The sequence below is a fragment of the Aquibacillus rhizosphaerae genome, assembly GCF_030282825.1.
Lineage (GTDB): Bacteria > Bacillota > Bacilli > Bacillales > Amphibacillaceae > Aquibacillus_C > Aquibacillus_C rhizosphaerae.
The window spans coordinates 356231-381320 of record NZ_JASTZU010000058.1; the positions used below are offsets into that span (position 1 = coordinate 356231).

Below are 25090 nucleotides of genomic sequence, written 5' to 3' on the forward strand. Positions count from 1 at the left end.
ACATTCCTGTTCGTTAGTTTAAGATCAACACTTCACAATATCGAAAATCTCTATACTTAAATCATACCAGAAGATAGCGAGTATTTGGTCATATTTTCCAACTTATCTTCTTTTTCCAATCATGCCTCTGCTTTCATTAATAATTCTTCTTCTGTTAGATCAGACATTCTTGCCATCGCGGTTAACTCCTCTGCACTTTGCTAATATATTTCAAGTATGAAACAGATAACGAATACGTTTAAAGACTACCGATGGACTCCACAACTCACAAATTTTTATTTATTCTATCATATTAAAAGCATTCAAAAAGATCGTAGGATAACGACCTTTTCATTTATTGAAAATTACAAATGATTGATTTGTCAGAGAAGTAGTAGATTATTTTTCGGAAAGAGGTTACAGATTCTTTTCGATAAAGAAATGAGCGAGAATTACCTGAATGGATGAACTCCAAGTAATCTCACTCTATGTATTAGAATACCATCAGGATTCTCGTTTTTCTAAATAAAAACGTAGATCTGTTTCTTGCTGTGATTGGTTCCTCATATTCCGAACGAATGGAAAGTATAATTGTTACTCCTAATTTAGGTACCGTTGCTTGCAATAATTTGTAGATGAATGTGTGGGGGGCCAAAACGGAGATTAGGAAGCTGAACCTTTCCTATATCACCTTTGTTTTAACACTCCCACTTTCCATATCCACAAATCGCCCAAACTCCTTCACAAATCCCAACTCCACCGTCCCAGTTGGTCCATTCCGCTGTTTCGACAAAATGATTTCGATTATGTTGCTTTTATCCGAATCTTTGTTGTAATAGTCATCCCGATACAAGAAGGCAATAACATCGGCGTCTTGTTCGATATTTCCAGATTCTCTTAAATCGGACATAAACGGACGCTTATCATTTCGTTGTTCCACTCCTCGGGATAATTGTGATAGTAAAATGATCGGTATATCTAACTCCAACGCCAATAACTTTAACTCTCTTGTGATTTCCCCTACTTCTATGTCTCGTCTTTCTCTTCTGTTCATTGGCGTGATCATCTGTAAATAATCGATGATTGCCAAATGCTTTCCTCCTGGGTCGTCTTTGACCCTTTTTCTTAGTTTAGCTTTGATATCACTTACCGTCCGGATTTTTTCATGTAAATGGAGCTTCCAATTCGATATTTGTCCAATTGCATCGATCACATTGTATAGATCCTCCTTGTTAAAAGCCATGGTGCGCCACTTTTGGTTATGTAATAGAGCTTTTGATGAGATCATGCGATGAAGCAGTTGCTTGCTCCCCATCTCTAGACTGAAAATAGAGGTTGAACCATTATTACTGCAATGTCCAGTAGCAACATTTAAAGCAAAAGCTGTTTTTCCTACCGATGGTCTAGCGGCAACGATAATTAAATCGCCTTTTTGAAATCCTCCTGTCATTTCATCAAGTTCCACGTAGGAGCTTAGGCAACTAGGTGTTTCGATTGTTGGATATGTAACATCAGTTGAGATGTCAACTAAATGATTGTAAGTGTCTATCTCGTCGTCTGTTTCCCCTATTTCCAGGCAGACATTTAATTCCGAAATTAACTGTTCTAACCCTTCCTCACTTGCACTCTCCATAAATATTTGTGCTTGCTCTTTTGCTTTTTTCATTCGATATGCAGCCAACATTAACCGTTGATGGTGAGCGATATTTTCTGTTGTAGCAACAGACTCCGCCATTTTTAATAAATACGTTGTTCCACCTACCTCATTGATCGCATCACCTAAGGCTGTGGTTAACGTAACAAAGTCAATCGTTTCCCTTTGCTGATCCACCTTATACATTGCACGATAGATTTTTTTATGTTTTAGATTGTGAAAATGTGTTTCGTTAACTACTAGTTCTGTGAACAAAGCTCCCTCAAGAATGATCGATCCTAGTATCGAAACCTCTGCCTCATAATTAAAATCAATCATTACTAGACACCTTCTTTAACAGACGTTCCATTTCCCGCTTAAAATGTTGCTTTGTTTCTTCTGGAACTTGTGCAGCTTCTAATTGCCACTTTTTTTGTAATCCTAAATGCTTGTTCTCTTCTGGTAAACGTACGGCAATATCTGCTAGGGTTGGAGGAAAAGAATGATCGAGAGCATAATTGGTAAGCTTGTCCATTACTCCATCGTAATTCATTCGGACGAGTGGTTGGATCAATGCTTTCGCTCTATCTGTCGTAAGTTGAAAATTTGGATAGAATGCTGCAATTGTCTGTAAAACGTCAAATGCCTCTTCCTTTGTCATAATGCACCCTCCAATCTTAATTCTGCTCTCAACGTATCAAAAGCGGATTGTTTTTTCTTTTTATGTTGCTGAACCGGCTTAGCTATGCCCGCTTTCTTTTGTGCTTGATACACGTTTACTTCCTCTAGCGTTTTTAATTTAGCTTGGGACCATTCTTTAAAAATTGCGTTCAAATAACTATAGGAACGACCATCCATTTCTGCCGCTAACTTGATTCCATAAATGACAAGCTCATCTCCAAGCTCCTGACACCAATTCATAAAAGGGTCTCGTAATATTGGTTTTAGTACTCCGAAGTTTTGTTCGTAAATCGAAATAAGATGAGAGTCGCTTCTTCCTCTTCTTCTTTCTTCTACTTCTTCTTCTTGTTTAGGTATAGCCAACACATTGTCAACAAATGGGTCAACTGAGTGGGCCTGGTCAACTGAGTGGGCTATCGATTGGTCAAGTACCTGGTCAACTGAATTGACTAAGGATGCGATTTGGTAGGTAGCAGCTTTTCCTATATGTCCTTTTTGATAGATAATTAATCCCTGAGCCACAAGCTCTGCTCTGGCATTTGCAACTCCTTGTTTTGATAGCCCTGTTAACAACTGGAGCATACTATTTTGCGCATTAAACTTTTTTTTCCATCCTGTCGCATTGTTAATCATCATTAACGCATGCCACAAGATGATGGCACTCGTAGGGATTTTATTCCATAGCAACCAATCTTTAAATGCATTTAATTGTTTAATATAATTCATCGACATCTTTCCCTTTCAAAAATAAGTAGTATCATAGCGTCTTTAATTTGATTCTTGTTCGTGAATCCAGCGATCAATCGTATCTCTTGAGAATAGAATTTTTGCTCGGATTTTAAAATGAGGAACTTCATTGTCCCGAACCATTAGATAGATAGAATCTGTATGAACACCAAGGTACTCTGCTACTTCTTTGACTGTCATTGTTTTCCGTTCCATTCGGTTAGCCTCCTTTGTTTTATGTTATTCGTCTTTATAATCGTTAGGAGGGTGGAGGTAGGTGTCCATGTCTTTTATTTTTTTTACAAAAAAAGTGCCAGCCACGAGAAAAAGACAATTGTCCTTTTAGGTGCCTGACACTGAAATCCTCGGAAGCAAAGAACCGTCCCCTGCTTCATTGCACACCGTAAATTAAAATAACTAGGAAACTATACATCAAATAAACCAGCGTGGCTGTTGCAACAAAGAATAAATAATTAGGTATTGAAGTGGTACTACTAACTAGAAATGACGCGATTAACCCTAACAAAATGGGAATCAAAGTATCCGAGATAGATGCCGAATTAATTTTTCTTGATATAATTTTGTTCGCCTCCGTATCCAGAAAAGAAGACCTTCAGATTTCTCCGAAGGTCTTCTTTTCTGGATACGCTTTAAAAAGATAATTTTAAACTTAGATAAAGGTTTTACTTTATAATCTTTCCTTTGCAATTTCTTTAAGTGTCATCTCAGCATTATGACCCTGTATTCCTAAATCTTTATTGCTAGCAAGTTTTCTGAGGATGGCGATTACGTCTTTTCTACGATAATTCATTTCTATTGCAGGAACACTTATCCAGATAAGGATACTTGGATTCGGTTCCTCAAGAAGTCTGTCGACTATCTTAGGACCATTTTCTGGATCACTTTTAATTTGGGAGGATAACTCGAACAAAATGTCAGATGATTTATTTCCTTTCTTATAATCACCAGAATATTGAGTTTCACCATGTATCAGTGCGTGCTCTATAAATTTCGCTATAACATTTTCACAGTTCATAAAAAAACCTCCTACAATGCTCCATATCTCTTCAAAATCTTCAGACCATAATTTTTTTGCTCGTTGAATGACTGGCCAGCAAGCCAATCTCTAACTGTTTTACCTTTAGCAAATGATGGTTTGGAATTATAATGACCAGTAATTTTAGAATGGATACCCTTATCAATATCAATTACATTTTTGGTGTTGTGAATTTTAGAAGCACTAAATCCAGATTTTTTAATTTGAGATTGTTCAACAATATGATGCCAATGTTTATTATTTCCAGCTGGTCCTAAATATTTTTTTAAAGCCGGGAAAGTTTTAAACCCTTTACCCCAAACAACACCTACAACTTTGGGACCGTATTTTTTAATTGCTGCAGTTACACCTTTTCTTATTGCAAAACCCACTATTATAGCTGGAATAACACTCGCTTCACCTACATGAGAATTAAGTTCATAAGTTTCCCCTGTTTCATTATCTAATATTGTAGCATCAAAATCAATGTCATTTTCATGAAGTTCAATTGAGATTAATTCGAAATCATAAGTTTCTACTTCATCATCCGAGTTTGTATAAGTACCTAGTATCTCAACGCCATCTTCCTCAATGATGATATTTGTCTCTACAAATTCATCTTCATTTTCAATATTTGTTATTATAGCTATTGTCTCATCTTCAATTACTTCTGTTATTTCAATCTCTTCAACTTCTAAGTTATCTTCAGTAGGTATGACTGCCGAAGAAAGAGCGTTCTCAGCATTGACGAATCCCGGTAAAATAGCCTGTCCGATAGTAGTCATTAAAAGAGTAAATACTATAATTTTTATCAGTTGTTTCTTCATATTTTTTCTCCAGTCTATTTTAAAATAAAATCTGTAATATTTTCTTTGAGTTCTGCAACATCATCTGTTTTTTTAATTTCATCTCTTAATAATCCCTCTGCTATTAAGCCTGATATAAATCCTACAGAAATAGAGGTTCCGTCATATAATGAATAGCTTCCTAGTTCATCGGTGCTTAAAATATCTTCACCGGGTGCTAAAAAGTCTAGCTTACCTTTAGCACTTTTTTCGGATATGCTTCCATCTTTTTTTAGTGAGCCTACTGATAGTACATCATCATATTTTGCTGGAAAGTCTGTTTCGGTACCAAAGTTATTTCCGGCAGCTGCTACAAGAATTATTTCATTTTGGGTAGCTTCTTTTATGGAGTCCTCAAGGACGATGTTCTCTTCTTTAAAACCAAAGCTCATACTTATAATATCTACTTCTTTTTTCACTGCATAAGCAAGTCCCTTGATAACAGCTTCAACAGAAACCTTTCCTTCATCATTAATAACCTTAATGTCTATAATCTCAACATTTTGTGACATGCCTTTAATTCCAAATTTATTATCATTACTTGCAATGACACCTGCTATAGCTGTTCCATGACCTAAAGAATCAGTTACAGGATATTTTGGACTCTCAGCATTATATTGTTTTATAACAACATCTTTTAAGTCTTCATGCTCTTTATATATGCCACTATCCAAGACTGCAATTTTGATAGTTTTGTCACCAACATAAGGACTTTTCAAAACATCATCAAAAAACTTGATTCCCCATGTTGTAATTTGATTATTAGAATTAGATAATAGTTCCCAGTCTTTATTAGAGTTCTTGTAGTTTCGGCTATCATGATTAGTATCATAAAAGCGAATTGATAGGTAAATAGAAAGCAATACTGCAAAAAATAATATGGCGAGATAGATTTTTTTACTGAAGAAGTATCACCTCGATATAATTTATGTTGTTAAGCAATACAAATACTTCCTTTCTGAAAACACTGTTCTATTTGGTTGTAACAATTTTAATAATAATCTATACATTTGAATATGTATACTAAATTATAACAATAATTTAAATATATTCCATTTATTGAATATATTACATAATTCGGAGTCTTTGGTCCGCAACGGACCTTAGAGACAAAATGGGAGTACCTCCCCAGATGTCAAATTGAGTTAGTTACCACATCATTCAATTATGTAAGACGTCCCCGTACTGGGCATACGTTATCCTGGCTTATTTTTTTTCACGATTCATAAGCAATATTGATATAGTTATATAAATGCTCAGGGGAAATCTATCATTGGGGAAATAACTAAAAAAAATGATGAAAGTGACATAGTAATAGTGTTTTATTTCAAGCAACGAAATTGAAAATTTCAAATGGATAATGGCGGAAGTGGAATATTATATATAGATGGAAAAACCTTTTGTCTGTGTACTATTAGACGATATTCCGGTTCCACCTTTATTAAAGGCGAGAAAGAAAAGTTACACTTTGTGCATAAAGAGAATACAAGTATGAGGGAAAGCCAAAATAGTTAACTACTGAAAATTGATTTAGTTAGCTATGAACTGATTGGATTGTCAACACTAAATCAGATAATTTTTTTGAGAGCTGTGTTTCGATATGCAATGGGACTACATAGCCAAGTGTGCCGTGCATTGGAAAACTATTGTACGATTGAATGTAATCAAAAAGTTCATGACCAAGTTGTTAAAGTGCATCCCATTTATCAATTCGATTTTTAGAATCTTAAATGTGGTTTCGGATACCGCGTTGTCATAAGGGTTCATTAAAAGAACATTCGATGTTTTAGTACATAATAAGTTCATCAATTGCGACATTAATTAATCAGGTTCAGTTTACGAACAGTGCCTAGCACTGTTCGTAAACTATGACATTTATCGCTAGCAAACTACTCTACCTTAACTAAAAATTTGTGAGACAGGTGTGTTAGCAAATTAAACGGATTTAATCAACACCACTCCCACTTAATTCTGATAGTAGTGCTAAAAACTTTTTTTGATATCTGCAAATTAAAAAATACCATAATATATTTCTAATATTTTATAATGCACTGCAAATATTTGTATTTTAATAAAGAAAACTCTTAGTAGCCTAATAGTGGTTTTTTTCTTTATTTCCATAACAAAAAAGACAAAGAGTGAATTCATGAGTATCCACAAGTGCTTTACATTTTTTTCAATACTCTCTGTTAGTTTTGATATAATTGATTAATTGTTCAATTACCAATAGATATCCAATTTTTTCACTATTTCTATATATATTGGTAATCCAATTAAAAGCGAACAAGTTTTATCATATAAATCCAGGAAAGAGATCTTTAATGAAAATAACTAAATTTATAATGAACTGATTCGATATAGCTAACACTTTGTAAATCATCTGTATTGTGCAAAGTCACTAAGCTTTGTTTTAAATCAAAATAAAAAGTCAGAACTTTCGTATGGACAATGTCCACATCCAAAGTTCTGACCCAATTTATAGATATTAAGTATAGAGTAATCTAATTACTCCAAATTAAAAAATACTTGTCCACCTATCATCTCTTCATAGCGAAGTTGTGCTTTTTCTCCAGCTTTTACTAAGCCAGAAATATAACCTTCTTTTTCACTACCTACATACATTTCAAAGCTAAAATCAGGCTCGGTTACTGCATATATATCCCCACTATAAACATCTCCACTTTTACTAATCATCGTGAAATTCATCGTACCATCCATAAATAGTGATATATCCTCTGTTTCAGATTCAACAAATTCCACTTTTGTTTTTGCTAGAACCCATTCATATCCCTCTGGAGCAGCCTCATTAAATTCATTCATTGATTGGAGTTCCTGGTATGCTTCCTCCCCACGGATGACTTCTGTGACAGTTAAATCGAACTTAATCGCAAAAGAATCGCCTTCATCATTGTACAACTCGCTATCTACAGTAGCTGTCTTCTGAAAAGGTACAGGGTTGCTTCTGGAACCTAATTTTGCAGTCGTTTCTTCTTGATCCTCTTCAGCTTCTGCCTCTTCTTCTGACTGTGCTTGAGTTTCTGTTTCTTCTTGTTCGTTTGCATCTTCATTTACAGCATTTTTATTCGACGCACTGAGTTATTAAGCAACATCAGCGTGTGCCATAATAACACTGCACACGCAGGAATGTCATGAAACAGCATCCATTCTTTAAAAGCATTAAGTTCCTTTAAATAATTCACCGATCTACCTCCACCTTACTAACTACTGATTCACTAGTTTGTACATGAATCCATTCATCAATTGCATCTTTTGAAAATAAAAGCTTCCTTCGCGCACCAAATCATAATTGTATCCGTGTGCACGCCTAAATATTTCACTACATCTTTTACAGTAATCGTACAACGTTCCATCTTTTCATCCTCCTTTTTTTGTCTTACACTTCTATAATTGCTAGGAGCTTGGTATTAGGTGTCTATGTTGGGTGGGTTAGGTGGATTTTTTTCCTGGACCAAAAAAGCGAGAATTACCTGAATGGATAAGCTCCATCCAAGTAATCTCGCTCTATGTATCTATAATATTACTTGTTTTTTTATACAAGTGTCGATCTGCTTATTTGGTATGTTTAGTTACTCGTAATTTCTACGAAGGAATGGTGATATGATAATATTGATAGCTAGCAATCTTTCAAAAATTTACGGCAATTTAACATACATCCTAAATGTTGTTGTATGTATCTAACTAATATAAATGTGGGGGGCTTTTTACAAAACAGAGATTAGGAAGCAAAGAACCGTCCCCTGCTTCATTGTAAAATGTTCGGTAATAAGTATAGCAGCTTCGTAATGCGATCTTCATGTGGATTCCGATAGGTGATTCCGCGATCTAGTATGGAAGCATAATCTATTACCAGTATTAATGTACTTCGTAGGAAATGAAATAGTTTTGTTATGTTAATTGCCATTCTCGCATTTGTACTCTTTACTTATAAAGCATAATTTCCCCCTATTGGACAAATAAAATATAATTATTATTACATTATATTAACAACAAACCCAATTTCTCTCGCTATCTTTTTTCAGAAAACCTTTTATTTTTATGGAACATAGAGTATAGTTGATACAAACAGAATAGAAATAACTAGGGGAGTCCAATGAGTTGGGCTGAGAAAGAAACACGTTGAAGTTTCTTGACTCTTTGGACCTGATCTGGATCATACCAGCGTGGGGAAGTTAGAAATCTCATCATTACTTTGAATAAAACTTCTACATTTAAAGCCGGGTCCATCCTTTTATGGATCCGGCTTTTTTATGTCTTCTTATTGTATTACCCACTTGGTATGTTCTTGGTCTTGTTCCTTATTACTTTGAAAAGGGAGAGATTTATCCAATGTCAACATCCTCAGTAAATGAAAAAAACATTTCCATCATGTCTAGCTTTTCAGGGAGTGAAAAAGTATATGTAGAAGGTTCTAGACCAGACATTAAAGTACCGATGCGTGAAATTGAGTTAAGTCCGACAACAGGAACCTTTGGTGAGGAAGAGAATCCACCAGTCCGTGTCTATGATACTAGCGGACCCTATACAGATTCTAATTATTCGGTTGATATAACAAAAGGGCTTCCTACACTTAGAAGCAAATGGATCCAGGAAAGAAATGATGTCGAAGAATATGAAGGTCGAGAAATAAAGCCTGAAGATAATGGATATCAAGATGAGAATGATCCTCGTGCCAATCATAACGTATTTCCTGGTTTAAAAAGAAAACTATTACGTGCAAAAAAAGGGAATAATGTCACACAACTTCATTATGCTAAAAAGGGAATAATTACTCCTGAAATGGAGTTTATCGCAATAAGGGAAAATATGAAACCTGAATTTGTTCGTGATGAAGTAGCAAAAGGACGAGCAATTATCCCTTCTAATATCAACCATCCAGAGACAGAACCTATGATCATAGGGCGAAATTTCCAAGTTAAAATTAATGCAAATATTGGGAATTCTGCTGTTTCATCCTCCATCGAACAAGAGGTTGAAAAAATGACCTGGGCAACACGCTGGGGTGCTGATAATATTATGGATCTTTCAACAGGGAAAAATATTCATACAACACGTGAATGGATAATTCGAAATTCTGCTGTCCCTGTAGGTACAGTTCCTATTTATCAAGCACTTGAAAAAGTAAATGGCGTTGCAGAGGATCTAACGTGGGAAATATACCGTGATACTTTAATAGAACAGGCGGAACAAGGTGTAGATTATTTCACTATTCATGCCGGTGTTCTTTTAAGATATGTACCGTTAACAGCAAAACGTTTAACAGGTATTGTATCCAGAGGTGGATCTATCATGGCACAATGGTGTCTCTATCATCATAAAGAAAGTTTTTTATACACTCATTTTGAAGAAATCTGTGAAATTATGAAAACTTATGATGTATCATTTTCTTTAGGAGATGGATTACGCCCTGGATCAATTGCAGATGCAAATGATGAAGCTCAATTTGCAGAGTTAGAAACTCTTGGAGAACTAACAAAGATTGCTTTGGAACATGATGTTCAGGTTATGGTTGAAGGTCCTGGACACGTTCCAATGCACCTTATAAAAGAAAATATGGATAAACAACTAGAAGTGTGTCAAGAAGCACCTTTCTATACACTTGGACCACTGACCACTGATATTGCCCCTGGATATGATCACATTACATCGGCTATTGGTGCTGCCATGATTGGTTGGTATGGCACGGCTATGCTTTGTTATGTTACGCCAAAAGAACACTTAGGTTTACCAAATAGAGATGATGTACGAGAAGGTGTAATAACATATAAAATCGCTGCACATGCTGCCGATTTAGCAAAGGGGCATCCTGGAGCTCACAAAAGAGACGATGCCTTATCAAAAGCTCGATTTGAATTCCGTTGGAGAGATCAGTTTAATTTATCTTTAGATCCGGAACGTGCATTAGAATTTCACGATGAAACACTACCTGCAGAAGGGGCAAAAACAGCACATTTCTGTTCCATGTGTGGACCGAAATTTTGCAGTATGAGGATCTCTCAGGATATACGTAATTACGCTAAAGAAAACAAGCTGGATACAAAGGAAGCTATTGAGAAAGGAATGAAAGAAAAAGCTAACGAATTTAAAGAAGCTGGAAGTAATTTATATCAGTAATTTCATATGGGAGGTCATAATGTGGATATCCAAGAAATTGAAGAGGAAATAAATCAATTAAAAAATCGCCTTTCTTATTTGGAGAACTGTAAGCAATATATACAGCAGAATTGTGACCATCATTTTAAAGGAAATCCATTCTACGAAATATGTAGTAAGTGTAAAAAAGTAAACGTGCTTTATTATTAGAATATTTCTGAATAAATGATAACATTTAACAGCTAGCTGATTAATAGAATGATTTTTATTGAAGTTTAAGAGAAAAACGGTTAGAAATTGATGATATGTAATCAAATACACAAAAGTAGTTATCCGAGAGATGACGTTGTGAAATTATAAAAATGTTTACCTCGGTACACCTTTTTTATTACGGGAGAGGATATTTATCTTCTCCCTTTTCTCTTTCTTTTAGATAACAACTGCTTGAGCTTCTCTGTATGTTGAAAAATCCTGCTATCACCTTAGTAAAATCATTTCCTTCTCAGTAAGAGTCTAATGACAATCACGCTTATTGAATTAAATATCATTTGTACTGCTCACATTTTCTTTCGTGAGTTATTTTTGCATACCTAAGTATGGCATCTGGCGAACTGTGGCCTAACAATTCTTAAATAGCTACAAGTTCAGCTCCATTATTTAAAGTTAATGTTGTAAACGTATGTCTTAAATCATGGGGACTAACTTTGTCGTGCAAGCTTACCCTCTTAGCGATTATTCCTACTTCCCTTTGTTTATCACCTTTACCTATAACATATTTAATTCTAGGAGACAGTAAGTCTAGAATATTAGAACAGAACTTAATTCTTCAAGTTTTTTGCTGTAATGAACAATTGCATTTTATCCGCTAGATCTGGATGAACCTTCCCTGACTCAACTCTTTGAATATAATTTATTCTTGGCATTTTCCACTTCGATGTTAGGGGACAAATCTTTTAAAAGCTACCACTACATCTAATAACAGTTGCTCTCCGAAATTCAAAAAAATCAACTCCTGTCAGTTTGGATTGGTAAACAAAAGATTACCCATACAAACACCAAAAATACCAACTGAGTATGGGCAGATTCTTTTTTTCTTCTTCAAAAGATCAAACCCACGTAAAAAAAATAATTGTTAACCTAATAAATTAATGGTTGACAATTATTTTTTTAATCACTAAGCTAGTCTATGAAAAGGAGGAAGATTTATGCAAAAAAGAAAGCATTGGTCTCCACTGGACCTTACTATGGGAAGTATGTTTGTAGCATTGATGGCTGTCGGTGCAAATATTACATCCATAGCACCTTTTATGGTAGTTGGGGGAGTACCAATCACATTACAAACATTTTTTTCTATCCTAGCTGGACTGATGTTAGGGAGTCGTGTCGGGGCTCTGTCCATGTTTTCATACATGATTTTGGGATTAGCTGGGGTACCTATTTTCGCTCAATTTAGAGGCGGGGCAGTTATGGCGCTATCTCCTACTTTCGGATTTATTTTATCGTTTATATTGATTGCGTATCTAGCAGGTAAAATGGTTGAAAAAAAGCGTACTTTTCCTATGTACATTTCAGCTGCTCTAGTAGCAATGGCTATTAATTATATTTTCGGTACAAATTGGATGTATGCTTCTTACATGCTTTGGTTTAATGCTCCAGAAGGGATTAACTATCAAATGGTTTGGTATTGGATGATTTTCCCTTTACCTAAAGATGTTGCTCTATCTATCTTTGCTGGGGTTACGGCTCATCGCCTTGAAAAAGGTGTCATTTCCAAAAGTGCATTTCGAAATCAAAAAAAGGTTGCTTAAAGGTGGGATAATATGGGGAATTGGAACTTTTTATCTGAAAAAGTGCTGGTCGGTGAAGAGCTAACGGATCAGGAAGCACACACTGTCTTAACATGTCCTGATGATGAATTATTAGAACTATTACATAGCGCTTATCAAGTACGAAAGCATTATTACGGAAATCAGGTAAAATTAAATATGATTATTAATACAAAGTCAGGATTTTGTCCTGAAAATTGTGGTTATTGTGCCCAATCAAGGGATTCTTCTGCACCTATTCAAAAATACCGGATGATGGATAAAGATACAATTATCGAAGGAGCTAAACAAGCTGATCGCCTACAGTCAGGTACCTATTGTATCGTGGCAAGCGGACGAGGACCAACAAATCGCGAACTCAATATTGTCACCTCAGCCGTTAAAGAGATCAAAAAAAATTACGATATGAAAGTTTGCGCATGTTTAGGATTATTGAAACCTGAACAAGCGAAACAATTAAAAAACGCTGGAGTAGATCGCTATAACCATAATATCAATACCTCTGAACAACATCATGGTAACATTACAACAAGTCATACTTATCAAGACCGAGTTGAAACTATCAATCACGCAAAGCATGCTGGGATTTCTCCATGTTCAGGGGTGATTATAGGGATGAAGGAAAAAAATAAAGATGTCATTAAAATGGCACGTTCACTTAACGCGCTTGATGCAGATTCCATACCAGTTAATTTTTTGCATGCTATCGATGGGACACTATTAGAAGGAACGAACGAGTTAAATCCTACTTTTTGTCTAAAGGTACTATGTCTATTTCGGTTTATTAATCCTACAAAAGAAATTAGAATTTCCGGTGGAAGAGAAGTTAATTTAAGAAGCCTTCAACCGCTCGGTCTGTATCCTGCAAACTCAATTTTTGTAGGAGATTATTTGACTACTGCTGGTCAGGAAGGATCTAGAGATCATCAAATGATTAAAGATCTAGGTTTTGAAATTGACTATGTGACTACGTAGAAAATTCTTTGAACAAAATAATAGGATTTGTATTTTTTTAGAATAGTTTTCTTCTAAATAATAACTACAGAAGTGCTTATGTGTTATTAGCAAAGCACTTCTGTAGTTACTGCTACTGAGGTTCCTCAACCATTGTTGATAAAATGGCTTTGCGACGCATGCTTTACATTCTTATCAGGTTTCGCGTCGCTTCTTTGGCTTTGCGACGCATGCTTTACATTCTTATCAGGTTTCGCGTCGCTTCTTTGGCTTTGCGACGCGTGCTTTACGTTCTTATAAGGTTTCGCGTCGCCTCTTTGGCTTTGCGACGCGTGCTTTACGTTCTTATCAGGTTTCGCGTCGCTTCTTTGGCTTTGCGACGCATGCTTTACATTCTCATCAGGTTTTGCGTCGCTTCTTTGGCTTTGCGACGCATGCTTTACATTCTTATCAGGTTTCGCGTCGCTTCTTTGGCTTTGCGACGCGTGCTTTACGTTCTTATAAGGTTTCGCGTCGCTTCTTTGGCTTTGCGACGCGTGCTTTACGTTCTTATAAGGTTTCGCGTCGCTTCTTTGGCTTTGCGACGCATGCTTTACATTCTTATCAATTAAATTTGAAATATCCAGGGATTCACTCCACATAGTTATTGATATTTGAAACACCTTATTCATTTTTAACTTAAACATTAAGACTCGAGAAGTTCAAATGGGGGATGAGGAAACCCCCACCACTGATTGAAGTTTCACTTTTTGTCTAAGGACGCTACGCCCTTCTACAAAAATTGCCTGCCATAAACACTTTGAAGTATATCCTCTTATTTGCAAATTCATTGTAGATGAAAAAGTTTGTTGTTGTCTCATATATTTTTTTAATTATTAAAATCAAGTTGTTATATTTTCGTCCGATCAATCTTCAATTAAAGAAAAAGCAAAGCGATAGTTCTCCACTTAAAATTTAGAAGCAACGAACCATCTCCCGCTTCTTGTAAAAGGTCTCTGATATATATGTTAAGTTAATTAATGTATTATTTGAATAAATATCATTGAGGTCAGGTAACGGTTAGAATTAGTAAACGCACTGCTACTTTATCCCTCCACAGAACCATATAATCTCTTAAACTCAGACAAAATGAACAGAAACTTTTTTTGCACACCTAGTATATCTTCTTGATTTAGCTTTAGCCAAAAGTCACTGGTATGACTATCTATGAAAACCTTCATTTCCTCAAATAAGAAAGCTTGGTTATCCTTATGGTTATGCACAGGATCTTTTAAAACTAGCGAGACGTAATGTCGGTAGCAATTCACTTGTTGCTTATACAACCCAGGGTCCCATAACTCTTCAAGGGAATATGGTCGGTATAAAGCTCGCGTATTTACGAGTGTCTTCTCCCATTTCTTTAGCTCTCTTTTCCAAGTATTTTTGGTAGGCCCACCTGTACTTTGATTCACTCGCTTTAACATCGTTTGTAATGAGTTAATATTTTCATCCATGAATCCTATCGCAGCTTTTGCTTTATTCTTCTCATAGAACGACACATGATTATAAAACTTTTCTATGTTTCGTTGACAGACACCTATAACACGTTGGGTTTCTTGGGACAACTCTGAATGATCCATTTCAGGTAAGGATACTACCTGTGCACTTTTCATTTTTTTCACTTTTTGACTTTGTTTCTTTTGACTTTTCACAAAATCAATTTGTTGTCTAATTTCTTCCCTTTTCTGATTTGCTTCTTCTATATTTGGAAATTCCAATTCTAAGTAATTTACAAGCAACCCTAGGAATTCTGAATTAGTAGGCTTCGCTCTTGAAATGCTAATTGGATAACCGAACAAATTCGATAAATGCTCCTTGTTTCCTCGGCTCCATGCTACTTCGATAGAATGACGGATCGCGCGCTCGACACGACTCGCTGTTGTATCAAATTTATTAGCTAATAATGGATAGAGCCCTTTAGTAATCTCTCCTAATAATTCATTATCATAGTAGATAATCTTTACGGCTTCTTTCATATACTTAAATCCTTTAATATGCGCCGGGACACCTACGTCATAAATTAGTGCTGTAATTTTCGATTCTAATTGTTTCTCATTTACTATTCCTTTATCTATACTATCTGCTTCTATTTCTTGGTTACTTGTTGTTTGTTTCCCTCGTTCTACACCGTTTTGTTTTAATTCTTCCATCTCTTGTTTCAGGCTTTGTTGTTCCTTTAATAACGTTTGAATCATTTCTTCTAGCTGTTTGTTCTCCACTTCTTACACCTCGATGTCACATATTTATTTATTAAATTGTACCAGAACAACGTCTATGTTTGTTTACTTTGTTTGAAAGCTAGTAATTTCTCCATTTCTCTCAAAGTTAAAAGAAAAAGTCTAATCGATAGGCTCGATTAGACTTTTAAGTTTAGGACTTATTTATTTTGAAAGTCTGATTTTATATCAATACATATTATTTTTCATTAAACTATCGTTAAGATTCGTCATTTTAGGCATAGTTAAATACCATTACAAAAAGATAGTTTTAAATTTTAATATTAATTGATATATATAATTCAGAGTTTCTTAATAGTTTTTAAATCTTATCAAAAGTTTATGATATTCTTCCTAAGTCCGTTACTATAATCTTTCTAAATATTACACCGTACACTTTTGCTGTTTCTTATTTAATAAGGTTGGATATTGTCCGGGCTAGAATCACCTAGCCCGAAATTATTATGCTTCTACTAGAACTAAAAAAGCAAAGCTTCCATACTGTAATCTTCTCCAGCTGTAACCTGATTAACCTGTTCCACTTCCAATCCCTCAACATTCTCTGTTAAAGCCTCAAGTAAAAGATTTTCCTTTTGCATCACTTGAAAATCGCGTCCGAAATGTTTTGTTTGGGAACAATGAGAGAATGATAGCTTCTGGAAAAATCATAATCACCTGTTAAATCTCTCTGTTTCTTCAACGGATTTTCCTCCCTTACAATAACCAGTTCATCCCCTAAATCGTCACACCAATCGAATAATGATTCCTGCACAATTGGTTTTAAAATCCCAATGTTTTGTTCATAAATAGTGAAAGCATGTTGCGCGGTTCCTCCACCTCTCTTTTCTGTTCCTTTTTCTTTCTCTTTTTCTTTATGTATGTCCCGGGCTTCATTACGAGATGGTCCCTGTTTTGCATCCTGTAATTGTTCCGGGAATTCTTCCGGGTTTTGTTCTAGATATTGTCCATTAACTGGTGACAATTCCTCAAAATACGAAACCAATGATTTCATCTGATAGATTGGAGCTTTACCCTTAAACCCTGGTTGATAACTAATCAAGTTATGGTCAACGAGTATTTTTCTAGCCTCGGAAATTCGTTGACTAGATAACCCTGACAATTTTTCCACCGTAGAATTAGGTGCATTAAACATTTTTATTCGACGTGCTGAGTTATTAAGCAACATCAGCGTGTGCCATAATAACACTGCACACGCTGGAATGTCATGAAACAACATCCATTCTTTAAAAGCATTAAGTTCTTTTAAATAATTCACCGATCTACCTCCACCTTACTAACCACTGATTCACTTGCTTGTGCATGAATCCATGCATCAATTGCATCTTTTGAAAACAAAATCTTCCGTCCAAAACGAATATGTGGAAAACTTCCTTCGCGCACCAAGTCATAAATTGTATCCGTGTGCACGCCTAAATATTTCGCTACATCTTTTACAGTAATCGTACAACGTTCCATCTTTTCATCCTCCTTATTTTGTCATTCACATCTATAATTGCTAGGAGCTTGGTATTAGGTGTCGATGTTGGGTGGGTTAGGTGGATTTTTTTCCTGGACCAAAAGAGCGAGATCACCTGAATGGATAAACTCCATCCAAGTAATCTCGCTCTATGGATCTATAATTTTAATTGTTTTTTTATACAAGCGTCGATCTGCTTATTTGGTATGTTTAATTACTCGTATTTCCTACGAAAGTATGGTGATATGATAATATTGATAGCTAGCAATCTTTCAAAAATTTACGACAATTTAAAATACATCCTAAATGTTGTTGTATGTATCTAACTAATATGAATGTGTGGAACTTTTTCCAAAACAGAAATTAGGAAGCACAGAACCGTCCCCTGCTTCATTTAGGAGACACCTCTTCTGCATTGGTAGTGTTTTCTCGTCAATTACACTATACCAAATGTTGAGGTGTTTTTTTATGCCTATTTTATTTTTCAATGACCATATTTGAACTGCGATACACTTTACAGCTAGTCAAACAGAACACTTTGTTCTAGCTGCGAAAGTTGAGTATCTAATATGCAAAAAGAATTATTATTCTTATTTATTTTTTTAGTGAATCCTTAAATGCTTTAGTATCAATATCTTTACTCTCAAGGAAGTCTTCTATTTTTTTCTGTTCTCTTCCGTTCACTACATCACTTTTTTCATTTAATAAACCAATATTTACTGAAGGAATATCTTCTTTACTTATGTCGTTTGTAAGCTGATTGAGCATTGCATCTATTTCATAAAGAATCTCATTTATACCTGTAATATACCTACTAATTCTTTCAGACTCCTCTTGATAACCTTCAGGTAATGTATTTTGTGAAATATAATTGGAGAAGTTTTCATCATTTTCTTTTGTAAGTCTGTTAATTTGGTCTAATTTTTGAATTCATTTTCAGTCAATTCTTTTTCCTCATCTATCATCACTTGAAATGGGTAACTAGCAAGATATAATGCATTATAGGTGTCTAGGTACGTTTTTATGCTTGATTTCATTTCTTTTTCATTAATTACACTATTTTGTTTTTCGGAAGAAAAAATAATACTAGGAATATCTACATCCTTTGTATCAAGTATTTCATCTTCAGTAGTGTCAATATTTTCCTCATATGAACACGCGCTTAATAAAAAGACAATTAGAATACTTAAAAAAATTCTTTTCACAATCCATTCTTCCCCCCTACGATTGACGTATTCCATCTTATATATTTTATAAAAAATCTAACAAATGATTCCCAATATAATACCCTAGGATTGCTAAAAATGAACCCATAATAAGTCCTTTTATGGACTCAAGAATTTCTCCAAATACAATTGTACTAAATCCATTAACAAAGCCCATTACAATTATAATTAATGGCGATAGTATCATTATAGGTACACCAATGATATAAGCTAATATAAAGGGTATAAGTAATAGCATTAAGAATAAACTCACTATTATTTAGCCCTTATTTAAGTTTTTTCTGTTCTTTTGGAAATTCTTAAGAAGAGTGAGAATAAAAAATTTTAAAATAGGAGCTTTACCAAAAATGATTATTTTATGATATCTTTTTTCAAACATTTGAAATCCAACTTCCGTCGAAAATTTCTATTTTTAACATCGAAATAAATTCTTCTGGTAAATCATTTGCAATTGCTTATAAATAAGAATCTATTAAATCCTTGTCACTTAATAACCTAAAACTCTCCATACCTTACACAACCTTTTCTCTAGTAACACAGTCGGTTGCACTAGTAGCTCGCAGTTATTTAAGTGCCCACATACAAATAACCGTTCATCACTTCCTGTTAGATATATTATATAGGGATTCACATTATTTTCAAATTTAATTAGCCAATCCTGATACTATACTGCTTAACGTACAATTGGATACCAAACAGGCAAAAATTCTAAATCAACATGCGGTCTTCTATTAAATGTAAAGATATCAGCAAACATACTTAAACCCAGATAGTAGTTGTCTAGTTGTCCAATTTATTACTAGTATTCTTAACCTGACTCCCACTGGTTTGTATGACATCTCTGCATCTCGATCACCTCATCATCCGTTGGTTGTATTCACTCGAACTTCTTCATAACGAATAGATCCCTCTATTGTTGTTAAGTATTCCCAGATACCCCTTCATTAATGGGATGAAAAGGGTTTTCGGCTCTTTTATATTTTCAATTGAGGTATAAACATATTCCAAGTATCCTCAATCATTAGCATATACGTTCTTTGTACGATTCTATTTGATTAAAGTCATCAATTGATAAAGTGTCATTAGAAACTATAATTATTAAATCCGTTAAATAATTTTAAGTTCTTTCAACCCTTCTTGTTCCATTTAAATTGAGACTATATACGGCAGATGAATGAATTATCTAAAGAACGAACGGGTAATTCCAAAACCTCCGAAGGAATCTTGGTATCTTCATACGTTATCATTGTATGATTGATTGTTTCTATTTCATTATACAAAGCTCTAGTAGCAGTGTACTCCAATTTAGACTTTCTAAGTAGTTCATTATCTCTAACCTCAATGAAATAAAGAGTACCAATAAAAACTATGGTAATTAGTGCTATAACAATGTAAATCTTTTTCTTCAAGCAAACGCTCCTTTTTAGAACTGTTCGTCACGCAAAGAGCTGTCGTATCGACAATTCATTATTCAATATCTGCAACCCGTTTGTTAAAGAACAATCTAATTAACATTTACTAAGACACTGCTATAACGTTCTTATTGCTTTTATCAATAAACTTGCGTAAATTAGCAAATAATACTTTTTAACTTGAGTGATTATTCACTTATCTTGTTTTACAGTAAGTCACTTATTACACTAGACTGCCTCTTATATGTAGTATGATTTTCGACCGTAATTAATGTTAATAAAGCTACAAAAACAGCCTATTTCCTATCTTTTTTTACTAGTTATATATAGTTAATAATTATAGCTTCCAACGTGAACAACGAATAGGACTTTACTTGGAGGGGTGGGTATGATAAGCTGATCCGCCACTGAAACACCTCTTCAGCAATCATGCCGCAGAGGCTCCAAGTCAATTTCTTAAACGTCTTATCTATGGTTACATGTAAATAAAGATAAAGGGTGCACCATATCAATGTTTTTGAACAAAAACTACATGTAAGCTCCCGTTAATGCAACAAGTACTACATCGTTAATATGCATAATTATTAGTATATATACATTTTTTGTGAGTATCGATAATGAAAAGACAAACAGTGGTTGCATGATCCTTAACACCACATACTTCCATAAAATAGGGAAGTCCTTAACTGGAAAAAGTGTTTCATTTTATCAAGCAAAAACTGTATCATCTGTTTCAAGCGGTCACAGGTAACCCATTTCGTCACTGATTACATTTTTTTGAATAAAAAAGGAATTAAACAAACATAATCGAGAAAGGATATAAACAACCTACTTAAAACGAAAGAGGTTTTTTATGGAATTTAATTATATAATACTGATTACTATATGGATTATTGGGGTGGCCCTTTTTATAACTTTTACACCAAAACATAAAAAAAGAAGGTTAATTTTAGCATTTCTGATTTGCCAAGCTTTTACGTGGTTAAGTGACTTACTTCTTTTAAATTTTAATTTGATTGCATTTCCTGTTCGTGAATTTCCCAGTGCAACAGACATGCTTGTTACAACTGATTACTTTTTATACCCATTGCTCTGTGGGTTCTATATAATCTATGAGCCAGAACAAAGACTCTTTGTCCGATTCATTTATTTATCTGCTTGTATTTCAACTTTAGTATTTATTGATATAATGATTAGTAAATTCACAGATTTGATTGAATATCTTAATTATGATTGGTATTGGACATGGTTACTCTTCCTTTGTATATTTGCTATTACAAATATAATTTATCAATGGTTCTTTAGGAGTAAATTATTGTTGGAAGCTGAAAAGAGGATTACACAATGATAGTTGAATGGAAAATTTTAATCTTTGTTTGGACTCTTACTGTTGCTTTACTTTTCATCATACCAAAAGATAAAAAAAGGCTAGCCCTTGTAGCCTTTTTATTCAAGCAAGTAATTACTCTGCTCATAGGCTTAGTTGTAGTTGAATTCAATTTAATTTCTTATCCTGTTCGTTTATTCTCAGAAGTTAATCGAGCAAGTTTTACTTATGAGTTTTTAGTGTATCCTGTTATATGCAGTGTTTTTATTGTATTTTATCCTAACTACCGAAGTTACTTATATAAATTAGGTTACTATTTTGCTTTCTGTACAGCGCTTACAGTTCCAGAGATATTTTTAGAAAAATACACGGATTTGATAAATTATATACATTGGTCTTGGTACTGGACATGGATAACATTGTTCATCACGTTCATGTTATCAAGACAGTTTTGTGTTTGGTTCTTTAGAGATATATCAAAAAATATGGAATAAGAAAGCTTAATTAAGTTTTCTCGTTGGTTTTAAGTACATTACTTTCCAAATTCACATAAAGCAACTCATTTACTGCGTAGTATTGGTCTACTACGCAGTACGAGAGTCACTTCCAATCTGGACCTATTGTTAACATAATGGTTAACCTCTTAATGCTTGCAATAATTTATCGGCGAATAGCACCTGCTACAAATCAGCATGCAGCATGTATCTTACTAATAGATGAATGCGGGAGAAAGCAGGGGACGGTTCTGTGCTTCCAAAAGAAGGAAGCAAGGAACCGTCCCCTGCTTCCCTCCATTTATAGATTCTAAATATAAATGAGTAAGCATAACGTTTTACTGTACGCTTTATTCAAGATGACTTATAATAAATGTCGAGGTGATTAAATTGGGAAGTTGCTAAGAATAGGTGAATTAGCCGAAATAAGTAATGTATCTAGAAGAACAATAGATTACTATACAAAAATCGGTTTACTTAAATGTAAACGTTCAACATCAAACTATCGATACTATAGTGAAGAATCGGTAGAAGAGTTAAAATTTATTGAACAGTGTAAAATAATGAATCTAACTTTAGATGAAATAAAACAAAAGCAATCCTTAATGGATTCTAATCAAATGGATCGAGACACCTTTCTAACGCAAGTTAATTTAATTTCAAATAAAATAGACTTTTTCCAAAACGAGATAAAAGCAGTTTATGCTAATGCGGAAAATTTAGATGAAAAGGAACGAGCAAAAATCTTAGATAAACTAAATCCTAAGACAGTTGCATTAATTCAATCATTAGTCATGCTTACAACTTAATTCTTGAAATATAAACGTTAACTGAGTGGAGAGATTGGTAAGATCCTAATTTCAATAAAAACTTAGGAGTGTGAAATTTTTTGGATGATATACCACTGAATTCAATTATTTTGTTAGTTATTTTAATTATGCTATCGGCATTTTTCTCTTCAGCTGAAACAGCCTTTTCCAGTGTAAATAAAATACGACTTAAAAACTTCGTTGACGAAGGAAAACGTGGGAGTAAAAAGGCTCTCCATATCGCTGAAAATTTTGATAATACGTTATCTACAATTTTAGTAGGCAATAACATCGTGAATATTGCCGCAGCGAGCATTTCAGCTACAATCGCCACTAACATTATTGACGGGAATTCCGGTATAGTAGTTAGTACAGTAGTCATGACCATCTTAATTCTAATATTTGGCGAAATACTCCCTAAATCACTGGCAAAGGAACATGCGGAATCCTATTCATTAGCCATATCGACGGTATTGTATTTCTTAATCCTATTACTAACACCAATCAATTTCCTCTTCCTAAAATTAAAGCAAGTAGTGTCAAAGCTTTTCGCTAAAAATGAAAGTTTACCTTCCTTAACAGAAGAAGAACTAAAAGTTATGTTGGATATAAGTGAAGAAGAAGGCGTTATTGATAAAGAGGAAAGAGAATTAATTCACCGTTCCATGGACTTCGATAGTACGATTGCTGAGGAAATTATAACACCACGTATAGATGTCGTTGCTGTAGAGGTTAATCAGTCAAGCGAAGAAGTTAAACAGATTTTCTTTGAGGAACGCTTCTCAAGAATACCTGTTTATGAGGAAAATATAGATAATATTATTGGTATATTAACTGAAAAAGAGTTCTTCACTCAGATTATAAAATATAAAGATGTTAATATAAAAGAATTACTAAGAGAACCATTATTTGTGGTAGAGTCTATGAAGATCTCATCTTTATTACCTCAACTTCAAAAAGAAAAAGTACACATGGCTATTGTATTAGATGAATTCGGTGGCACTTCAGGTTTAGTTACTTTGGAAGATGTCATAGAAGAAATCGTAGGTGAAATATGGGATGAACAGGATGAAGAAATTAAATCATTTTCACAGGTAAATGAAAACCTGTATAAATTTGATGCGCAATATCCCTTAGATGATTTTGCTGATACGATGAATATTCCATCGTTAGAGAGTTCTTATCACACATTAGGTGGTTGGGTTATTGAAAATCTTGAATCGATTCCATCCAATGGCGATTCGTTCCATTATCAAAACCTTAGAGTGACTGTAGATGAAGTAATTAATCGACGAATTAAAAAACTCAAAATAGAAATTCAAGAGAACGGAGAAACACAGAATTCATCCCTTTTTAGAACCAATTATTTAGGGGATGCACATTAATCACAAATGCACACGTAAAAAGCCCTGACAGGGCTTTTTTTTATGGAAGCAGGGGACGGTTCTCCGCTTCCAAAAGAAGGAAGCAAGGAACCGTCCCCTGCTTCCATTCTAACGCATGCGACGAATCGAAAATTTAAATACATCATTTCTGAAGTAATCGTACGAGTATAAAATAGGGACATTGTTTTGATCATAGTGGAGCTGTTTCATTAATAAGACCGTTGTTTCTGGATGAATTAATAGCTTTTGACTGTTTGAATCTGTATGAAGAGGCACAACAAGCTCTGAGTCGGCTTTTGAAATAGTTAAAGAACACTCGTTTTCAAGATAATTAAAGAGTGATCCAATTGTATCCTTTTCCAGTATACTTTCATTAACTTGTTCCTTCCTTAAAATGTTTAATGAAAACACTACTGGTTCGCCATTGGCCGTTCGAATGCGTTTATGTACAATAACTGGAGTTCCATGTTCGACTTGTAGTTGCCTTGCCCATTCTTCATTACAATTTTCTACTTGTATGGACTCTCGCTGTTCTCCCTCAGTCAAACCAGCAGATTTTATCATGTTTGTCACACTACCCAACTTCTCAAGACTATTTGGTATTTGTGGAAGTGGATTGACAATGAATGTGCCAACTCCGTGCTTGATGACAACTCTTCCCTCTTGCTGTAAAAGCTTAATCGCAGATCGAAAGGTTTCCCTACTTACACTAAACTGCTTTGCCATTATCTTTTCAGACGGTAGGCGTTCACCCGTTTTTAATTCACCACGCTCGATTAATTTTTCTAAATCTTCTTTAATCTTTACATAACTTGGTTTCAATCTATAACACCTCTAGACATCGTAGAATCGTAATAGAATTATACAACACCTATTTGTAGTTGTATAATGTCACGAACAATAGAAGTACATGT

Annotated in this window: 22 protein-coding genes, 1 pseudogene and 2 riboswitches; of the genes and pseudogenes, 8 read left to right on the forward strand and 15 right to left on the reverse strand. The window is 34.4% G+C overall.

The window, feature by feature from the left end; all coding sequences use genetic code 11:
• Positions 1-661 precede the first annotated feature (661 nt).
• The 8 genes from QQS35_RS18880 to QQS35_RS18915 form a co-directional block, all read right to left on the reverse strand.
• Positions 662-1951: a replicative DNA helicase gene (locus QQS35_RS18880; protein ID WP_285933772.1), complete on the reverse strand. Its 1290-nt coding sequence runs from the start codon at positions 1949-1951 to the stop codon at positions 662-664.
• Positions 1944-2273: a hypothetical protein gene (locus QQS35_RS18885; protein ID WP_285933773.1), complete on the reverse strand. Its 330-nt coding sequence runs from the start codon at positions 2271-2273 to the stop codon at positions 1944-1946. The genes QQS35_RS18880 and QQS35_RS18885 overlap by 8 nt, the downstream gene beginning before the upstream one ends.
• Positions 2270-3019, reverse strand: coding sequence for a DnaD domain-containing protein (locus tag QQS35_RS18890; RefSeq protein ID WP_285933774.1), 750 nt, complete (start codon positions 3017-3019; stop codon positions 2270-2272). The genes QQS35_RS18885 and QQS35_RS18890 overlap by 4 nt, the downstream gene beginning before the upstream one ends.
• 42 nt (positions 3020-3061) lie before the next feature.
• Positions 3062-3235, reverse strand: a complete 174-nt coding sequence (locus QQS35_RS18895) for a helix-turn-helix domain-containing protein (protein WP_285933775.1) — start codon at positions 3233-3235, stop codon at positions 3062-3064.
• A 472-nt stretch (positions 3236-3707) separates the two neighbouring features.
• Positions 3708-4055 carry a hypothetical protein gene (locus tag QQS35_RS18900; protein ID WP_285933776.1) on the reverse strand — a complete coding sequence of 116 codons (348 nt, stop codon included), beginning with the start codon at positions 4053-4055 and terminating at the stop codon, positions 3708-3710.
• A gap of 11 nt (positions 4056-4066) precedes the next feature.
• Positions 4067-4882, reverse strand: coding sequence for an SAR2788 family putative toxin (locus QQS35_RS18905; protein ID WP_285933777.1), 816 nt, complete (start codon positions 4880-4882; stop codon positions 4067-4069).
• A gap of 14 nt (positions 4883-4896) precedes the next feature.
• Positions 4897-5763 carry a S8 family serine peptidase gene (locus tag QQS35_RS18910; RefSeq protein WP_285933778.1) on the reverse strand — a complete coding sequence of 289 codons (867 nt, stop codon included), beginning with the start codon at positions 5761-5763 and terminating at the stop codon, positions 4897-4899.
• Between the two features lie 1642 nt (positions 5764-7405).
• Positions 7406-7816, reverse strand: coding sequence for a hypothetical protein (locus tag QQS35_RS18915; protein WP_285933779.1), 411 nt, complete (start codon positions 7814-7816; stop codon positions 7406-7408).
• A 1174-nt stretch (positions 7817-8990) separates the two neighbouring features.
• Positions 8991-9105: riboswitch (TPP riboswitch) on the forward strand.
• Between the two features lie 142 nt (positions 9106-9247).
• On the opposite strand from QQS35_RS18915, the gene thiC reads away from it, so the two are divergent.
• The 4 genes from thiC to bioB all read left to right on the forward strand — a co-directional run bounded on the left by thiC (position 9248) and on the right by bioB (position 13812).
• Positions 9248-11032, forward strand: a complete 1785-nt coding sequence (gene thiC, locus QQS35_RS18920) for a phosphomethylpyrimidine synthase ThiC (protein ID WP_285933780.1) — start codon at positions 9248-9250, stop codon at positions 11030-11032.
• 21 nt (positions 11033-11053) lie between these two features.
• The gene (locus QQS35_RS18925) at positions 11054-11221 is read left to right on the forward strand and encodes a serine protease (RefSeq protein ID WP_285933781.1); all 168 of its coding nucleotides are present in this window, start codon (positions 11054-11056) and stop codon (positions 11219-11221) included.
• A 995-nt stretch (positions 11222-12216) separates the two neighbouring features.
• On the forward strand, positions 12217-12819 hold the full coding sequence (locus QQS35_RS18930) for a biotin transporter BioY (protein WP_285933782.1): 603 nt from the start codon (positions 12217-12219) through the stop codon (positions 12817-12819).
• Positions 12820-12831: 12 nt separating this feature from the next.
• Positions 12832-13812: a biotin synthase BioB gene (gene bioB, locus QQS35_RS18935; protein ID WP_285933783.1), complete on the forward strand. Its 981-nt coding sequence runs from the start codon at positions 12832-12834 to the stop codon at positions 13810-13812.
• A gap of 1064 nt (positions 13813-14876) precedes the next feature.
• On the opposite strand, the gene QQS35_RS22980 is transcribed toward bioB, so the two are convergent.
• The 6 genes and pseudogenes from QQS35_RS22980 to QQS35_RS18970 form a co-directional block, all read right to left on the reverse strand.
• A complete protein-coding gene (locus QQS35_RS22980) occupies positions 14877-16049 on the reverse strand; it encodes a sporulation initiation factor Spo0A C-terminal domain-containing protein (protein ID WP_407933989.1) in 1173 nt (390 codons plus the stop codon).
• Positions 16050-16644: 595 nt separating this feature from the next.
• Complete coding sequence (locus QQS35_RS18945; protein WP_285933784.1) at positions 16645-17322, reverse strand: hypothetical protein; 678 nt, start codon at positions 17320-17322, stop codon at positions 16645-16647.
• Positions 17319-17522, reverse strand: a complete 204-nt coding sequence (locus QQS35_RS18950; protein WP_285933786.1) for a helix-turn-helix domain-containing protein — start codon at positions 17520-17522, stop codon at positions 17319-17321. Before QQS35_RS18950 ends, QQS35_RS18945 begins: the two co-directional genes overlap by 4 nt.
• Before the next feature lie 595 nt (positions 17523-18117).
• Positions 18118-18764 (reverse strand): annotated as a pseudogene (locus QQS35_RS22985) (NDxxF motif lipoprotein).
• A 10-nt stretch (positions 18765-18774) separates the two neighbouring features.
• A complete protein-coding gene (locus QQS35_RS18965) occupies positions 18775-18936 on the reverse strand; it encodes a hypothetical protein (protein WP_285933788.1) in 162 nt (53 codons plus the stop codon).
• Positions 18937-19278: 342 nt separating this feature from the next.
• Positions 19279-19362, reverse strand: a riboswitch (cyclic di-GMP riboswitch).
• Positions 19363-19906: 544 nt separating this feature from the next.
• Positions 19907-20158 carry a hypothetical protein gene (locus tag QQS35_RS18970; RefSeq protein WP_285933789.1) on the reverse strand — a complete coding sequence of 84 codons (252 nt, stop codon included), beginning with the start codon at positions 20156-20158 and terminating at the stop codon, positions 19907-19909.
• 856 nt (positions 20159-21014) lie between these two features.
• Here QQS35_RS18970 and QQS35_RS18975 point away from each other — a divergent pair.
• The 4 genes from QQS35_RS18975 to QQS35_RS18990 all read left to right on the forward strand — a co-directional run bounded on the left by QQS35_RS18975 (position 21015) and on the right by QQS35_RS18990 (position 24176).
• The gene (locus QQS35_RS18975) at positions 21015-21509 is read left to right on the forward strand and encodes a CBO0543 family protein (protein WP_285933790.1); all 495 of its coding nucleotides are present in this window, start codon (positions 21015-21017) and stop codon (positions 21507-21509) included.
• A complete protein-coding gene (locus QQS35_RS18980; RefSeq protein WP_285933792.1) occupies positions 21506-21982 on the forward strand; it encodes a CBO0543 family protein in 477 nt (158 codons plus the stop codon). Before QQS35_RS18975 ends, QQS35_RS18980 begins: the two co-directional genes overlap by 4 nt.
• A 398-nt stretch (positions 21983-22380) precedes the next feature.
• A complete protein-coding gene (locus QQS35_RS18985) occupies positions 22381-22791 on the forward strand; it encodes a MerR family transcriptional regulator (RefSeq protein ID WP_285933793.1) in 411 nt (136 codons plus the stop codon).
• A gap of 80 nt (positions 22792-22871) precedes the next feature.
• Positions 22872-24176, forward strand: a complete 1305-nt coding sequence (locus tag QQS35_RS18990) for a hemolysin family protein (protein ID WP_285933794.1) — start codon at positions 22872-22874, stop codon at positions 24174-24176.
• Between the two features lie 108 nt (positions 24177-24284).
• Here QQS35_RS18990 and QQS35_RS18995 read toward each other — a convergent pair whose 3' ends face one another.
• The gene (locus QQS35_RS18995; protein ID WP_285933795.1) at positions 24285-24998 is read right to left on the reverse strand and encodes a GntR family transcriptional regulator; all 714 of its coding nucleotides are present in this window, start codon (positions 24996-24998) and stop codon (positions 24285-24287) included.
• Between the last annotated feature and the right edge of the window lie 92 nt (positions 24999-25090).

What these genes read in the sequence shown, in the direction of transcription:
- QQS35_RS18930 (WP_285933782.1), top strand. Translation starts at nt 12,217, where the DNA reads ATGCAAAAAAGAAAGCATTGGTCTCCACTGGACCTTACTATGGGAAGT.
- thiC (WP_285933780.1), top strand. Translation starts at nt 9,248, where the DNA reads ATGTCAACATCCTCAGTAAATGAAAAAAACATTTCCATCATGTCTAGC.
- QQS35_RS18905 (WP_285933777.1), bottom strand. Translation starts at nt 4,882, where the DNA reads ATGAAGAAACAACTGATAAAAATTATAGTATTTACTCTTTTAATGACT.
- QQS35_RS18950 (WP_285933786.1), bottom strand. Translation starts at nt 17,522, where the DNA reads ATGGAACGTTGTACGATTACTGTAAAAGATGTAGCGAAATATTTAGGC.
- QQS35_RS18980 (WP_285933792.1), top strand. Translation starts at nt 21,506, where the DNA reads ATGATAGTTGAATGGAAAATTTTAATCTTTGTTTGGACTCTTACTGTT.
- bioB (WP_285933783.1), top strand. Translation starts at nt 12,832, where the DNA reads ATGGGGAATTGGAACTTTTTATCTGAAAAAGTGCTGGTCGGTGAAGAG.
- QQS35_RS18895 (WP_285933775.1), bottom strand. Translation starts at nt 3,235, where the DNA reads ATGGAACGGAAAACAATGACAGTCAAAGAAGTAGCAGAGTACCTTGGT.
- QQS35_RS18975 (WP_285933790.1), top strand. Translation starts at nt 21,015, where the DNA reads ATGGAATTTAATTATATAATACTGATTACTATATGGATTATTGGGGTG.
- QQS35_RS18880 (WP_285933772.1), bottom strand. Translation starts at nt 1,951, where the DNA reads ATGATTGATTTTAATTATGAGGCAGAGGTTTCGATACTAGGATCGATC.
- QQS35_RS18885 (WP_285933773.1), bottom strand. Translation starts at nt 2,273, where the DNA reads ATGACAAAGGAAGAGGCATTTGACGTTTTACAGACAATTGCAGCATTC.
- QQS35_RS18965 (WP_285933788.1), bottom strand. Translation starts at nt 18,936, where the DNA reads ATGATACTATCGCCATTAATTATAATTGTAATGGGCTTTGTTAATGGA.
- QQS35_RS18890 (WP_285933774.1), bottom strand. Translation starts at nt 3,019, where the DNA reads ATGAATTATATTAAACAATTAAATGCATTTAAAGATTGGTTGCTATGG.
- QQS35_RS18900 (WP_285933776.1), bottom strand. Translation starts at nt 4,055, where the DNA reads ATGAACTGTGAAAATGTTATAGCGAAATTTATAGAGCACGCACTGATA.